Consider the following 13,604-nt stretch of genomic DNA (forward strand, 5'->3'; position numbering starts at 1 on the left):
GAGCTGATTCGGTCACGACAACCAACCGGCGTAGGTGGTCCACGACGGTCCCGCGTCTGGTGCGTCGGATCGGCTGACCGCAGCTTGGATCAGGCCGTACGGACGATCCGCAGCGTGGAACACCTCGTTGTCGTTCTCCACTCCGAAGCGGCCGAGTGCATATTCGAAATGATGCTTGTTGGGTGCGGACAGTCGAACCTCCGCGATGATCGGGAATTCCTCGAGGATTGCCTTGCCGATGTGGAAGAGCGTCTGCTGCAGGGCAAGTGAATGTACCTGTGCGAACTGCTTGACGATCTGTGCCTTGATGCCCGCGTAGACCGATTCCCAGTCGACGTCGGTGGTGACGAATCGCCACTGGGCGACCAACGTCGTCGCCATGACGCGGTCGTCGGTCGGCTCGAGAACGGTGTACGGATCTTCGAGAAAACCCGAGAACTCACTACCGGTCGATTTGAGGATCACCAGGTCCTTCAGGCCGCCGATCACCCATGTCCCGGTATCGGCGATGGTGATCGACGCCGTCCGAACTTCCTGACCCTTCCGAATCCAGGTGTAGTCGTGCTCGCTGCCGTCGACAATCGCACGCTCCCAGGCGTATTCCTCGATCTCGATCCGCGCGCCACTGACCGGTTCGATGTCGTCGACGAAATGACGGGCGAGTTCGAGTCCGTACGTCTCGATCGAGATCAGACCCTTTTCCTTGGCGTAGGAGTAGGCCGTTTGTTTCTGCGTGTCGGTCGGCAGAACCTTTGATTGATCACCGGTGAGGTATGCGTCGGCGAAATCCCCACGCAGGCAGGTGGAGACGTTGATGTCGTGAATTTCGTGACGGGGGGTGTCTCGATAGATTCGGACTACTCGATTTTCCGCTTTGCCGTACTGGTGACCCGATAGTTCGATCGATCCGCTCAACCGTTCGGTGTTCGTACTGCCGGTTGTGATGTTGCCGGTCGTGATGTTTTCGGTAGTCACGTGTTCAGCTCCCGCGATAGGTGGAATAAGCAAAGGGCGACAGCAACAGTGGGACGTGATAGCCCCGTGCCGTGTCGTCCACCCGGAAGGTCACTGTCACTTCCGGGTAGAAGTTTTCTTGTCCGTTGGTCTCGAAATACGTTCCGGTGTCGAAAGTCAGGGTGTAGTGACCGGCGGTCAGGCCACCGGGAGCAAGTTCGGGGATGCGGCCGTCGGAGTCGGTCTCCGCAGTGGTGACGGAGGCGCCGTCTCGATCACGAAGTTCGACGCGAATCCCCGCCGCGGGGTTGCCCGTCGTCGCGTCGAGAACGTGCGTGCTGAGGGTCTTGCTCATGCTGTGCCTCCGGCGAGTGCATCGATCAGACGGGCGAGTCTGATCCGATTGATGGCGGCCAATTCGGTTCGAAGCATGGAACGCTCGGTCGCCGGGTCGTTTCGGAGACGACCTCGAAGGATGTCGAGGAGCTCCGTTCCCGATTTCCCCGACGCGCAGACCAGGTAAACATGGCCGAATGTCTCTTCGTACTCGGCGTTCTTCCGTCGAAGTTCCGCGAGTACGTCTTCTGTCGCCGACGAGACTCCCGACTGTTCACGGGTAGAGGCCGCGCTCTCGCTTCGCTCACCGATTCGTGGGTGGCCGGAGAGAGCGTCGTCGATCTCGGACTCGGGAAGCTCGGCCAGCACCGCATCTGCTTTGTCGAACAGAGCTTCCAGATCGGCGAACGGGCGAGACGAGGCGATTTCCTGTGCCCACACGGCGGAATGGCAACACTCGAGCAGCGCCGCGACTGCCTGGTGGTCACCGAGCGCATCGAAGGCTCCGAGACCACTGGAATTCGTTGTAGGCATGTCCACAGGATTACTTGAGCATGTTACGGATCTGTAGCGCAGCAATTACGGGAGATGATGTGTCTCGATCTTATTTCTCCGGCTGCTCTTCCCCGATCACGGTTTCTCGGCGACCGATACATTCTCAGGTATGACCGATACTCCGAAGCTGTCTTCCGTCGTACCGTCCCTGGCGAACCTCCGAGACATCGGTGGCCCCGAATCGAGCTTCGGTGGCACCGTCCGCACCGGGAGCGTGTTTCGTTCCACCGATCTGGCATCGCTCAGTGCGGACGGCGCACAGACCCTCGCCGATCTGGGCATCGTCACGATCTACGATCTGCGCACCGAATCCGAACGCGAGACGGCACCGGATCTGACGCCGGACGGTATCCGAGAAATCGGCCTGGACGTATTGGCGGACAAGCAGTATCGCGCCATTCCGGCTCAGATGCAGCAGATGATCGCCGACCCGGCGTTTGCTGCCGAAGCGTTGGGCAGCGGCCAGGCGCTCGAGTACTTTCAGGGAAGTTACCGCGATTTCGTGACCTTGCCGAGTGCGGTCGCGTCGTACCGGCAACTGTTCGTCGACTTGGCGCAGCCGCCCAGCTCGCCGGCACTCATTCACTGCACCACGGGCAAGGATCGCACGGGTTGGGCAGCGGCCGCGTTACTGCTGTTCCTGGGTGCCTCCGAGGACGCGGTCTTCGCGGACTACCTCGAAACCAACAAGATTTTGTTGCCGATGTTCGCGCCGCTCCTCGAGCGATTCGAGGCCAAGGGGATCGACCCGACCCTGCTCGAGGGTGTCCTCGGTGTCAGGCGCGAGTACCTGGAGGCGTCGATGGCAGAGCTCGCGCAGGTACACGGATCCATCGAGGCCTACTTCACCGACGGCTTGAAGATCGACGCGTCGACCCAGGACCAATTGCGGAGCAACCTGCTCAGCTGATCAGGACCTGCTCGGCTCGTCTCGGCGGGAAGTTCGTCGCCTCGTCACGAGGCTGACGATACCGATCCCGATGGCGATGCCGAGCAGGTCGGCGCTGCCGTCCCAGATCGAACCGGAACGCGAAATGGGCAGCGCTGCTTGAAGAACCTCGGACGTCGCAGCAAAAATCACGAGCCACACCGCGGTGAGCCACGCAGGGATCCGGGCGTGCAACGAGGTGATCGCCAATACCGCGAACATCAATGTGTGAGTGATCTTGTCGGTGTTCTCCGGGCTCGACGGGACGGTGGAACCCGGGGAGAAGAGCATGATCAGGGCAATGACCACGGCGATCGCCAACGGCCAGTATCGGTTGTTCTTCAATTCGTCTGCCCCTCGACGACGACGAGTCCGAGTGCACCTTCGGCGAACCTGGTGACGGCGTCGGCGGCCGTCGTGAGCGCCTCGGTGTGCCCGTCGCGGGCCCAGCCGGTGAGCAGGGCGGTGGAGTCGAGAGGCGTCAGAACGACCTCGGCGAGAAGCTCACCGGTGTTGGGTTGGCACACTGCCCAGGAGTAGACGCTGTTTTCGTGCCACTGAGCGCTTCGCTGACTCACGTAATCGGGGTCGGTGATACCACCATCGGCAAGGGCGGGGCGGTCGTCCACACGCTCGTCTGCGCGTAGTGCGCGTAGATACCAGCCGCCTGCGTTGATCTCGATCGGCTCCATCAGTCGGAGTCCCGCTCGCGGCGGCGCTTGGCTTTGCGTTCCCGGTCGGTACCGAACAGCAGTGCACCGGCCAGGGGAATCGCGAGGAACCACAACCAGGTACCGGTGACGAAGAACAGGATCACCGCGAGAATCGGGACGACGGCCATGACGCGACCGGACCAGTCGGGGTTGAAGCCTCGCTCCGCCGGTGCGTCGGGAGGCGTCACCATCGACAGGGGAGCGGTGCCGGGGGCTTGGTAGTTGCCCGGAAGATCGGCGAACACCGGAACGAGTTCACTGCGAGTTGTTGCGGCACTGATGATTCCGCTTCTCTCGTCGAACTCGGTGACGGTGAGGCGGCCTGCGGCGAAGTGCTCGCTCAGGAGATCGAGTGCCTGCTCGCGTTCTGCAGTGCCGATGCGAATGTCGGGGACGTCAGCCATCGTTACAGCCTACTCAAACGACTGTGCGCCTTTCCGGTAGTGGGGACTACCGGAAAGGCGCACGGGGCCGGAGGCCCTACTTCAGTTCTGCGAGAACCGTTCCCTGCGTGATTGCTGCACCCGGCTCGACGGACAGTCCGGTGACGACACCGGCCTTGTGCGCGTTGACGGGGTTTTCCATCTTCATGGCTTCGAGAACGGCGATCAGATCGCCTTCTGCGACTTCCTGGCCTTCGGTCACTGCAACCTTGACGACGGTGCCCTGCATCGGAGCCGTGACAGCGTCACCCGATGCTGCACCTCCGCCGGCGCCGCCGCGCTTGCGCGCCTTCGGCTTCTTGCGGATCGCACCGGAGGCAGCGCCGCCGCCGTTGCCGAGCGAGAACTGGCCCGGGAGGGAAACCTCGACGCGACGTCCACCGACCTCGACGACGACGTTCTGACGCGGCAGAGCCTCGTCCTCGTCGTCTACGGGAGCACCGGCGCCTGCGTACGGCTCGATGGGGTTGACCCAGTCGGTTTCGATCCACTTGGTGTAGATGTCGAACTTCTCGCCGTCACCGATGAACGCCGGGTTCTCGACGATGTGGCGGTGGAACGGGAGAACGGTCGCGAGGCCGTCGATCTCGAACTCGGCCAGAGCGCGCGATGCCCGCTGGAGGGCTTCTTCGCGGGTGGCGCCGGTGACGATGAGCTTGGCGAGCATGGAGTCGAACTGTCCGCCGATGACGTCGCCGGCAACGACACCGGAATCGACGCGAACGCCGGGGCCCGTGGGCTCACGGTAGACGGAGACCGGGCCGGGGGCAGGCATGAAGCCGCGGCCGGCGTCTTCGCCGTTGATGCGGAACTCGAAGGAGTGTCCACGCGGGGTGGGATCTTCCTTGATGGAGAGTTCTTCGCCGTTGGCGATGAGGAACTGCTGACGCACGAGGTCGATGCCCGCGGTCTCTTCCGTGACGGGGTGCTCGACCTGCAGGCGGGTGTTGACCTCGAGGAAGGAGATGGTGTCGCCCTGAACCAGGTACTCGACCGTTCCGGCGCCGTAGTAGCCGGCTTCCTTGCAGATGGCCTTGGCGGATGCGTGGATGCGTGCACGCTGGTCGTCCGTCAGGAAGGGAGCGGGAGCCTCTTCGACGAGCTTCTGGAAGCGACGCTGCAGCGAGCAGTCGCGGGTACCGGCGACGACGACGTTGCCGTGCTGGTCGGCGATGACCTGAGCCTCGACGTGGCGGGCCTTGTCCAGGTACTGCTCGACGAAGCACTCGCCGCGACCGAAGGCTGCGATGGCCTCACGGGTGGCCGACTCGAACAGCTCGGGGATTTCCTCAATGGTCTGGGCGACCTTCATGCCGCGTCCACCGCCACCGAAGGCAGCCTTGATCGCAACCGGGACGCCGTATTCCTTGGCGAATGCGACGACCTCGTCGGCGCCCTTGACGGGATCCTTGGTGCCTGCTGCCATCGGCGCCTTCGCGCGTTCTGCGATATGGCGTGCTGTGACCTTGTCGCCGAGGTCGCGGATGGACTGCGGTGACGGACCGATCCAGATGAGGTTCGCGTCGATGACGGCCTGGGCGAAGTCGGCGTTCTCGGAGAGGAAACCGTAGCCGGGGTGGATGGCGTCGGCGCCGGACTTCTTGGCTGCGTCGAGGATCTTGTCGAACACGAGGTAGGACTCGGCGGACGTCTGTCCACCGAGGGCAAATGCCTCGTCTGCGAGCTTCACGAACTGCGCGTCTGCATCGGGCTCGGCGTAAACGGCAACGCTGCCGTAGCCGGCATCCTTGGCCGCCCGGATGACCCGTACCGCGATTTCACCGCGGTTCGCGACAAGCACCTTCGTAATGTGCGCGCTGGCATGACTGGGCACTGAGCCTCCTGTGGTTCGCATAGTCTGTCTCCGCGGTGTATTCCTCTGGGATTTCACCATCGGGGGATTGGCATCACTTCGGAGTGTATGCATCGCTTCGGCGCTGGTTGTAACCGGATCGCTAAAGCCCACTCCGGCTTAGGAAACGGTTTCGAAAACTACCGATGAGTAGCTGTCGGAGGCGGCGGCGTCCGGTTCGGTGACGATTTCTTCGATGGTCCGGCGCAGTGCGGCCACGTAGGCGTGAACCGCGGCGTTCGCCGTCTCGTTGCCTGGGTACCTGACCGCGAGGTTGAGTCCCTGGGGTGTGCGGTTGATCCAGATGTAGACGTCGTGCGTATATGCCTTGCTTCGAAGTGCTCTGGCGTTCCATTCGGGCCACTGTGCGGCTTCGGGCACGAAGCGAACGTCCATGTAGGACACGACGAATCGCGGTCGGATCGGGGTTTCGAGGTGCTCACCGATCCGATCGAACGGGACAGCTGCGGCAGGCTTGACCGAAGCGATGGATTCGGCGGCGCGTGTCGCGAGGTCGCCGAACGAACAGTCCGATCCAACGGCGAACTCGACCGGGCACAGTCCGACGAACCAGCCGAGCGCACCCGCCCACTCCTGAGCGCTGCGGGTGTGAACTGGCGTCACGACCTCGAATCGATCGGATCCCGCGACTTCGCGACCTACAGCGGCAAGTCCGCCGAGAAGTCCGGCGAAGTACCCCACGCCGGTGGCTGCACACGTCGAACTGAAGGCCTTGGACTGGTCGGCGTCGAGCAGCCAGGTCGACAGGCCGTTCTGAGAATCGGTTCCACGGTCACCGATCGGTAGCGGGAACTGGGGTAGACCGTCCGTGCCGAGAGCCTTTCGCCAGATCTCGACCGCAGCCTTCTCGGCTTCCATGTCGGCCATCTGCTCGCGTTCGACGGCACCGAAATCGACGTAGCTGCCCACCGGAAACAGATTTGCAGCACTACCGGTCGAGGCCTCGCGGTACAGAGCAGCGATCTCGTGAGCGACCAGCACGATCGAGAACCCGTCGATGATCGAGTGGTCCGCCGCGAAGAACACGGTGAACGGACCGTCGCCACCGCGGGGCGTCAACGTCGCGAAGACGTACGACGGCCAACTGTGCGGGGACGCGTAATCGTCGAACAGGCGGTGAAGGTGGTCGAAGTTGTCCTGGCTGGACGCGTCGTAGCCGTGGCTGACGACCCCGATGTCGATTCCGCCGAGCGGGACCGTGTGCCGGGTGATCTCGCCGCTCGAGGGCTCGAGGACGGTATGCGAGCGCAGAACTTCGTGACGGTCGATCCACCGGCCGAGAGCGACTCGGAACGCATCGACGTCGAGCGGGCCGGAAATCTCGAAAGCTGTTCCCAGCCAAGACTTGTCGCCTGCGCCTGCAGCGGAACGGTTGAGATGTGCCTCGTGAATGTAGGAGACGGGCCGCGGATCCGGAACCCAGGGCCCGGTTGCGCACGGCAACCATTCGACGAGTGCGCCGGCCGGAATCGCATAGTCGGCCAGTTCGGTGAACTCCATGTTTTCAGCCCCGCAAGTGCCGCTTGATGCGCGCGAGCATGGCCGACATTCCGCGCAGACGGAGCGGGCTCACGGCTTCTGCGAGACCGAGCGCCGAATAGAAGTCGTCGGGTACACCGAGGATCTCGTCGGCGCTGTGGCCGTCGAGCCCCTGCGCGAGGATCGATGCGAAACCACGCGTCGTGGGAGCCTCGGGGGGAGCGCTGAAGTACAGACGGACGTTGTCGCGATCCGAATCGTCGACCGAGAGGAAGAGCGGCGACTGACATTCGGGGACCGGCTCCATCGCGCTCTGCTCGAGCTCCGCCGGCAACGGCGGCAGCTCTCGGCTGAACTCGAGAAGAAGGGTGAGCTTGTCCGAGGCGCCGACGGCCGCGAAGTCGTCGACGATCTCGGCCAGAGCCGAAGGAAGAGCGCTCATGACGCCGATACGGAGGAAGGAACGGCTCCGGGCTCTTCGCCCTGGACGATCGGGACGCGCACGGCATTGCCCCACTCGGTCCATGAACCGTCGTAGTTACGAACGTTCGGGTAGCCGAGAAGATGAGTCAACACGAACCAGGTGTGACTGGAACGCTCACCGATGCGGCAGTACGCGACGATGTTGTCGTCGGCCGACAGGTCGCCGTAGATCTCGCCGAGTTCGGTACGGGTGCGGAAGCGGCTGTCCGGTGCCGCTGCCTTCGCCCACGGGATGCTGAGCGCGCTGGGAATGTGTCCACCACGCAACGCACCCTCTTCGGGGTAGTCGGGCATGTGGGTGCGCTCGCCGGTGTACTCCTGCGGAGATCGCACGTCGATGAGCGGCCCGTCGCCCAAGTGCGCGAGAACGTCGTCCTTGAACGCGCGGATGGGAGCGTCGTTGCGCTCGACGACCGGGTAATCCGTTGACGTGATGTCGGGAACGTCGAAAGCGGTGTCGCGGTTCTCGGCGATCCACGCATCGCGGCCACCGTCGAGAAGACGGACGTCCTCGTGGCCGAACAGAGTGAAGACCCACAGTGCGTAGGCCGCCCACCAGTTGCTCTTGTCGCCGTAGATGACCACGGTGTCGTCGCGGCCGATGCCCTTGCGGTTCATCAACTCTGCAAACTTCGCACCGTCGATGTAGTCGCGGGTGACCGGATCGTTGAGGTCGAGATGCCAGTCGATCTTCACGGCTCCGGGGATGTGGCCGACGTCGTACAACAACACGTCTTCGTCGGATTCGACAACCTTGAGGCCCGGCGCACCGAGATTCGCCGAGAGCCATTCCGTCGAGACCAACCGGTCGGGATGCGCGAACTCGGCAAACGCGGTTGAGGGATCGGGGGCAACGGGCACGGGCGTACTCCTGAAGACGAATCGTTCGGTTCGAACACGGACTTGATCGATTCTATGCGCTGTGCGCAAGGTGAGACGTCCGGAAGCAGGTTCTGCCTGCTCGTGCCCGTTACCGACCCTAAATCCTCGGTGTTCCTGCTCCGACGCTCGAATCTCTCAATTGTTCGGTGACACTTCCGATCGGCGTCACGCCCCGGGCGCAGACTTCCCTCAGAATCCGGTCGAGTTCGGTGAGGAAATTCACCATGGTGTCGTTTGCCGTCTCGGTGTCGGGAAAGCGTGAACGCAGCGAGAGACCACGGTTCGTTCGCGAAATCCAGAACTGGGCATCGTCGGCGACCGTCACATTGCTGATGTGATGGGCGTTGAGCAGATCATGATCGTCTGTGCCGGGTAGTTTGCGGTAATCGATGTACGACACCATGAAGACGTCGGTGCGCGTGCGTCGAATCTTGTCGCCCAAAGCATCTCGAACCTGGGCCATGGTGACGCCCTCGAGCGTCAACGCAACTCGGAACGACGCGTGCGTATGTGCAAGGGATGCACCGAAATCCGCGTCGGGAGTGATCTGGACCGTGATCGGCGCGCTCGTGGTGAGCCAGCCGATCGCGTCGGCCCAACGTGGATCTTTGCGAATGTGAAGCGGAAATTGCAGCGGAAGCGTCGACTGCCCGGTGTACGAGTGGACGGAAAGTCCCATCGCAGTGAGGATTCCGGTGAACACGCTACCGCCGGCGGATAGGCAGATCTCGTCGAACGTCGCCGTCAGCTCCTCGTCGAGCAGCACGCGCACATCGGCGCCCTGCGGCGCGGGCTTTCCGCCCTCGACGCCGAGATCCAAGGGGAAACTCGGTGATGTGCCACCGCAGATCTCGTAGAACCTTGCCCACTCGCGGATTCGAGGGTCGTTGTCGACTGGAAGCAGAGCGTCTGCCTCCAGTTCGCAGTACCGCACGAAACTTCCCGGGTCACCCAGTCGGCTCATCACTGCGTCGACGGCCTCGTGGTCGGTCAGATCGGGTAGGGCGATCAGTCCCTCGTAGATCTGTCGCAGTTCCCCGAGAGCGATGACCAACGAGTAGCCGTCGACGAGTGTGTGATCGAACGCGCTCAGGACCGTGTAGTGCTCTTCGCGTTCGACCGTGGCAAACGTGTACGCAGGGAAGGTCAGTGGATCGCATACCGTCGTGAATCGCTTCTTGAGATGCGCTCGGAGGTCTTCGGTCGAATCGAATTTCAGAGGTTCCGAAGTCTCGATGTGTGTGCCGTCGGGATCGAGTCCCATTCGGGTGGTGGTGAACTCGCCCACCTCGAATCCTGTGTGCAGAGTGTCATGGCGACTGATGAACAGGCGCAGCGCGAGATCGAGTGCAGGCCGATTCAGTTCTCCGGGAAGGTCGAATGCGGCTGCCATCCACACACTCCGGCCCATGCCGTGTGTTCGCGCAGTCTCGAGGTGAAAATGCTGGTTGTACGACGGTGGTACTTCCGACTCGGTGACGGCGCCGTCCGCGGGCTGGAGCGACCATTCGGTGACGATTCCGGGCTCGAGTCCGTATCGATCGATCGAGGTGACATGCATCAGGCCGCTCCCTCTGGTGCCGCGAACGAGTAGTCGCCCTGAGCTGCAACAGTTTTGATGATCTTGGAGACGTGCTCGGCGAAGCGGGTGGCCGATTCGTGGGCAATGGGGGTGTCAGGGTGGGACACGGCGATCCAGGTTCCGGTGTGCATCCGGTTGATCCACATCGACGCGATCTGAGTCTCTTTGCCGCCGACGATTCCCGTTGCCTTCGTCTCGGCATAACTGTACGGATCCGGCATGCGGCGGCCGTCGATGTACGAGACGATCGGCGGCGGGGTGAGCGTCTTCGACAATCCGCCGGGTGCGGAATCCGACTCGGCCAAGCTCGACAGAACCAGATCGATGACCTGCTGCACGGAGACATCGAGGAGTGCCTTGCCGTCGTGGTACCCCTGCTGCCCGAGCTTTGCCAACTCGGTGAAGCGTCGCTTGTCGTCGACGTCGATGCCGACCGGGATCAGGTTGATGTACCAGCCCTGTGCAAACGAGTCGGCCTCGGTTCGTGTGCTGACCGGCGAGAGGGCGATGTACTTGTCGCGCCCGGCCAGTTCGAATTCCGCAATCGCGAGCGCGGTGAATATTCCACCGATGAAGTTGGCGCCGTTGGCTTTACAGACCGCACCGAACTTCTCGCACTCGATGTCATCGGCCAGGTCGAAGCGTGAACCGATTGCCGGTTTGGGCGCGTCTTCGGCCCCGAGCGGGAGCGGAAATCCGGGGAACGAGCCGCCGCTGCGCATGAGGTAACCGAGCCACTGGTGCACTTCGGGTGACTGCATCGTCAGTTCGGTTGTTCGCTCGCGTTCGACGCGACCGAACTGTGCGTAACTTCCCGCGGGGCCCAGTTCGGGATGTGACCCGGTCGTTTCCGCTGCGTAGAGCTGACGCAATTCCGCGTACATCAACACCATCGAGTTCATGTCCGAATGGGCGTGGTCGACCGCATGGAACAGGGTGAAGCTCGGATCGGCTTCGAGGTCGGCATGGTGGTGCTCGACGGCACCGAACACGAAGGCCGGCCACTGCAGCGCGCTGGTTTCGGTGGCGAACTTGGTCGCGACGAGCGCGCGGATCGCCTCGGATTCGGAGACGTCGTCGCCCACGCGGTACTCGAGTTCGATGCTTTCGACCGGCACCACGTGTCGACGGACCTCGAACGAGGTGTCCGCAGCGTCGGTGGTTGCTTCGTCGAACGAGAACCAGCTGTGCAGCGTGTCGTGGCGACGGATGTAGCGCTGAAGGGCTCGCGTCATGGCGTCGCGGTCCAGTGTTCCTGCAAAATCGAAGGCGATACCGATCCACGGAGACTGCGGATCGCCCTTCTCCGCGGTGACGCGGGCGCGTCGCAGGTGGCGATCCTGCATCGTGGTCGGGGGTAGTTCTCGGTCGATCTCGGCTTCGGCGGCTCGTTGAGCGGAAGCATGCGTGACGCCCCATTCGATTACCCGCCCAGGAAGCGGGTGCCAATGGGTGATCAAGTTCAGATCCATCGAGTAGAACTCCTGCGTGTGTCGTCGAGAAGCCTGCTCTGAAAATGGGCAGACGACGAACTATCCCATCTGGGGGACTGAATTGTCCGAAATACTACAATCTAAACAAGAACAGGTTCTAGAAGCGTTGTGTTCGATTAGGATCATTCGGTGCTTCCGGACCCTTTAGGTGACGCTGTCGGCGCCGACCACAAGGGCGGGCGGCGAGCTGGTTCTCTGACGCCCTGGCTCGGGTTGGCGACGAGTCTGGCGGCGGCATTCATGCAATTGCTCGACGCGACCATCGTCAACGTCGCGCTTCCGAGTATCGCCGTCGATCTTCAAGCAGGCGTATCGGCGCAGTTGCTCATGGTCAGCGTGTACATCCTGGCTTTCGCGTGTTCGTTGATCACTGCAGCGCGGCTGGGGGACCTGTTCGGCCGTAGAGTTGTTTTTCTGACCGCCCTGTCCGTATTCGTGGTTGCCTCGTTGCTGTGCGGGCTCGCGCAGAGCGCGACGATGTTGATCGTCTTCCGGGGTCTGCAAGGATTGGCGGCCGGTTCGATGTCCGCCCAGACGTTTGCCATCATCTCGGGCCTGTTTCCGAAGGCCAGGCATCCGCGAGTCTTCGGGATCTACGGTGCGACCATCGGGCTCGCAACGGTCAGCGGGCCTCTGATCGGTGGGCTGCTGATCGAGTGGAATCTGTTCGACTGGGGCTGGCGCCTGATCTTCTTCGTCAACATCCCGATCGGCATCGCCGCCTTGATTCTCGGATATTTCCATCTCGTCGATGCTCGCGCTGAGCATGTGCGCTCACTGGACCTCATCGGCGCCGCACTGTCATCACTGGCGCTGTTCCTGCTGATCCTTCCCCTGGCCGAGGGAAGGGCGCGCGGATGGCCCACAGGTCTTGTCGTAATGCTCGCGATGTCGGCGCCGGTGGCAGTGGCGTTTGTGCTCTACGAATCGCGTTTGGCGAAACGAGGCGGCGATCCGGTCCTTCGTCTCGAGCTTTTCCGCGACCGAGCCTTCACAATCGGCGCGGTTCTTGCGTTCGTTTTCTTCGGAACCCTGACTTCCTTGATCTTCACCATCAGTCTCACCCTTCAGTTCGGCTTCGGGTTCTCCGCATTGCGAGCGGGCGTCATGACGCTGCCGTGGGCCGTCGGAATGGGCGTGGCGGCGGTTCTCTCATCGGCGGTGTACCGGATGCTCGGAAACCGTGTTCTGATCCTGGGGATGGTCGTCTTTGCCGGCTCGCTGATCGCGCTGTCGATCATCCTCGAACGCGAAGGAACCGATCCACGCTGGCTCGCGCTCGCCGGTCCGCTGCTTCTCGGTGGCGCAGGTCTCGGACTGTTCGTGGCACCACTGCAAACCGCGATCCTTGCGACGGTCGAACCCGCGCACGCGGGTTCGGTGTCGGGACTGCTTCCTACCGTTCAGCAGGTTGGCAGCTCCATCGGACTGGCCTTGATCGGAGTGGTGTTCTTCTCGCTCGTCGCGGGGCAAGCTCCGCAAGCAGTGCAGGGGGAGCGGCCAGAGTACGTTGCGAACCTTGAAGCTGCCGGCGTTGGTCCCGGCCTGATCGACATCGCCGAAAAGGCCTTTGTCGATTGCGCAACAAGCCAATTGGCATCCGGAACACCGATGGAGGTGGCGCCGGAATGTCGCCGGGACGGCTCCGCCGGTGCCGGGGGTCAATCCGTTCAGGTGGCAGTTGATGCCGCGTACGCATCGACTCGCGCGGCGGCCGGCGAAGCATTTCTCGAAGCGCAGCGCCGTGTGCTCGCGATCATCGCAGCAATTGCGCTCGGTATCGGATTGGCGTCGACTGCTCTGCCGCGGGTCAATTCGCCGGTCTGAAAATTGCCCTTGACTCGAACGGGTGTTCGAGTACCCTGTATCCAGGGGATCGGGGG

General features: G+C 62.7%; 14 protein-coding genes. 2 read left to right on the forward strand and 12 right to left on the reverse strand.

All coding sequences use genetic code 11. The annotated features are described in order from the left end of the window. Positions 1 to 12: 12 nt before the first annotated feature. The 3 genes from pucL to uraD form a co-directional block, all read right to left on the reverse strand. A complete protein-coding gene (pucL, locus tag QRN54_RS08075; protein WP_030535035.1) occupies positions 13 to 915 on the reverse strand; it encodes a factor-independent urate hydroxylase in 903 nt (300 codons plus the stop codon). A gap of 64 nt (positions 916 to 979) precedes the next feature. Next, a complete protein-coding gene (uraH, locus tag QRN54_RS08080; RefSeq protein ID WP_007727227.1) occupies positions 980 to 1,309 on the reverse strand; it encodes a hydroxyisourate hydrolase in 330 nt (109 codons plus the stop codon). After that, positions 1,306 to 1,824 carry a 2-oxo-4-hydroxy-4-carboxy-5-ureidoimidazoline decarboxylase gene (gene uraD, locus QRN54_RS08085; protein ID WP_058039126.1) on the reverse strand — a complete coding sequence of 173 codons (519 nt, stop codon included), beginning with the start codon at positions 1,822 to 1,824 and terminating at the stop codon, positions 1,306 to 1,308. Before uraD ends, uraH begins: the two co-directional genes overlap by 4 nt. 130 nt (positions 1,825 to 1,954) lie before the next feature. On the opposite strand from uraD, the gene QRN54_RS08090 reads away from it, so the two are divergent. Next, positions 1,955 to 2,755 (forward strand): tyrosine-protein phosphatase, encoded by an 801-nt coding sequence (locus QRN54_RS08090; RefSeq protein WP_007727222.1) that lies wholly within the window; start codon positions 1,955 to 1,957, stop codon positions 2,753 to 2,755. Here QRN54_RS08090 and QRN54_RS08095 read toward each other — a convergent pair whose 3' ends face one another. From QRN54_RS08095 to QRN54_RS08135, 9 genes are all read right to left on the reverse strand, one after another. Continuing rightward, complete coding sequence (locus tag QRN54_RS08095) at positions 2,756 to 3,118, reverse strand: VanZ family protein (RefSeq protein ID WP_030535032.1); 363 nt, start codon at positions 3,116 to 3,118, stop codon at positions 2,756 to 2,758. Further along, positions 3,115 to 3,465, reverse strand: coding sequence for a hypothetical protein (locus QRN54_RS08100; protein WP_003940792.1), 351 nt, complete (start codon positions 3,463 to 3,465; stop codon positions 3,115 to 3,117). The genes QRN54_RS08095 and QRN54_RS08100 overlap by 4 nt, the downstream gene beginning before the upstream one ends. Next, positions 3,465 to 3,890, reverse strand: coding sequence for a DUF1707 SHOCT-like domain-containing protein (locus tag QRN54_RS08105; protein WP_063316647.1), 426 nt, complete (start codon positions 3,888 to 3,890; stop codon positions 3,465 to 3,467). The genes QRN54_RS08100 and QRN54_RS08105 overlap by 1 nt, the downstream gene beginning before the upstream one ends. A 76-nt stretch (positions 3,891 to 3,966) precedes the next feature. Then, positions 3,967 to 5,763 carry an acetyl/propionyl/methylcrotonyl-CoA carboxylase subunit alpha gene (locus QRN54_RS08110; protein WP_030535031.1) on the reverse strand — a complete coding sequence of 599 codons (1,797 nt, stop codon included), beginning with the start codon at positions 5,761 to 5,763 and terminating at the stop codon, positions 3,967 to 3,969. A 138-nt stretch (positions 5,764 to 5,901) separates the two neighbouring features. Then, positions 5,902 to 7,302: a condensation domain-containing protein gene (locus QRN54_RS08115; protein ID WP_042449590.1), complete on the reverse strand. Its 1,401-nt coding sequence runs from the start codon at positions 7,300 to 7,302 to the stop codon at positions 5,902 to 5,904. A gap of 4 nt (positions 7,303 to 7,306) precedes the next feature. Next, positions 7,307 to 7,723 (reverse strand): SufE family protein, encoded by a 417-nt coding sequence (locus tag QRN54_RS08120; RefSeq protein ID WP_003940804.1) that lies wholly within the window; start codon positions 7,721 to 7,723, stop codon positions 7,307 to 7,309. Further along, positions 7,720 to 8,625: a sulfurtransferase gene (locus tag QRN54_RS08125; protein WP_003940962.1), complete on the reverse strand. Its 906-nt coding sequence runs from the start codon at positions 8,623 to 8,625 to the stop codon at positions 7,720 to 7,722. Before QRN54_RS08125 ends, QRN54_RS08120 begins: the two co-directional genes overlap by 4 nt. 118 nt (positions 8,626 to 8,743) lie before the next feature. Continuing rightward, positions 8,744 to 10,207, reverse strand: coding sequence for a condensation domain-containing protein (locus QRN54_RS08130; RefSeq protein ID WP_075832831.1), 1,464 nt, complete (start codon positions 10,205 to 10,207; stop codon positions 8,744 to 8,746). Then, a complete protein-coding gene (locus tag QRN54_RS08135; RefSeq protein ID WP_003940824.1) occupies positions 10,207 to 11,700 on the reverse strand; it encodes a condensation domain-containing protein in 1,494 nt (497 codons plus the stop codon). Before QRN54_RS08135 ends, QRN54_RS08130 begins: the two co-directional genes overlap by 1 nt. A 150-nt stretch (positions 11,701 to 11,850) precedes the next feature. Between QRN54_RS08135 and QRN54_RS08140 the strand changes: the two genes are divergently transcribed. Continuing rightward, on the forward strand, positions 11,851 to 13,548 hold the full coding sequence (locus QRN54_RS08140; protein WP_042922151.1) for an MFS transporter: 1,698 nt from the start codon (positions 11,851 to 11,853) through the stop codon (positions 13,546 to 13,548). The last annotated feature ends 56 nt before the right edge of the window (positions 13,549 to 13,604 follow it).

This window comes from Rhodococcus sp. MEB032 (assembly GCF_030208925.1).
Classification (GTDB): domain Bacteria; phylum Actinomycetota; class Actinomycetes; order Mycobacteriales; family Mycobacteriaceae; genus Rhodococcus_F; species Rhodococcus_F qingshengii.

What these genes read in the sequence shown, in the direction of transcription:
- QRN54_RS08135 (WP_003940824.1), bottom strand. Translation starts at nt 11,700, where the DNA reads ATGGATCTGAACTTGATCACCCATTGGCACCCGCTTCCTGGGCGGGTA.
- QRN54_RS08115 (WP_042449590.1), bottom strand. Translation starts at nt 7,302, where the DNA reads ATGGAGTTCACCGAACTGGCCGACTATGCGATTCCGGCCGGCGCACTC.
- QRN54_RS08120 (WP_003940804.1), bottom strand. Translation starts at nt 7,723, where the DNA reads ATGAGCGCTCTTCCTTCGGCTCTGGCCGAGATCGTCGACGACTTCGCG.
- QRN54_RS08100 (WP_003940792.1), bottom strand. Translation starts at nt 3,465, where the DNA reads ATGGAGCCGATCGAGATCAACGCAGGCGGCTGGTATCTACGCGCACTA.
- QRN54_RS08090 (WP_007727222.1), top strand. Translation starts at nt 1,955, where the DNA reads ATGACCGATACTCCGAAGCTGTCTTCCGTCGTACCGTCCCTGGCGAAC.
- uraD (WP_058039126.1), bottom strand. Translation starts at nt 1,824, where the DNA reads ATGCCTACAACGAATTCCAGTGGTCTCGGAGCCTTCGATGCGCTCGGT.
- QRN54_RS08105 (WP_063316647.1), bottom strand. Translation starts at nt 3,890, where the DNA reads ATGGCTGACGTCCCCGACATTCGCATCGGCACTGCAGAACGCGAGCAG.
- uraH (WP_007727227.1), bottom strand. Translation starts at nt 1,309, where the DNA reads ATGAGCAAGACCCTCAGCACGCACGTTCTCGACGCGACGACGGGCAAC.
- QRN54_RS08130 (WP_075832831.1), bottom strand. Translation starts at nt 10,207, where the DNA reads ATGCATGTCACCTCGATCGATCGATACGGACTCGAGCCCGGAATCGTC.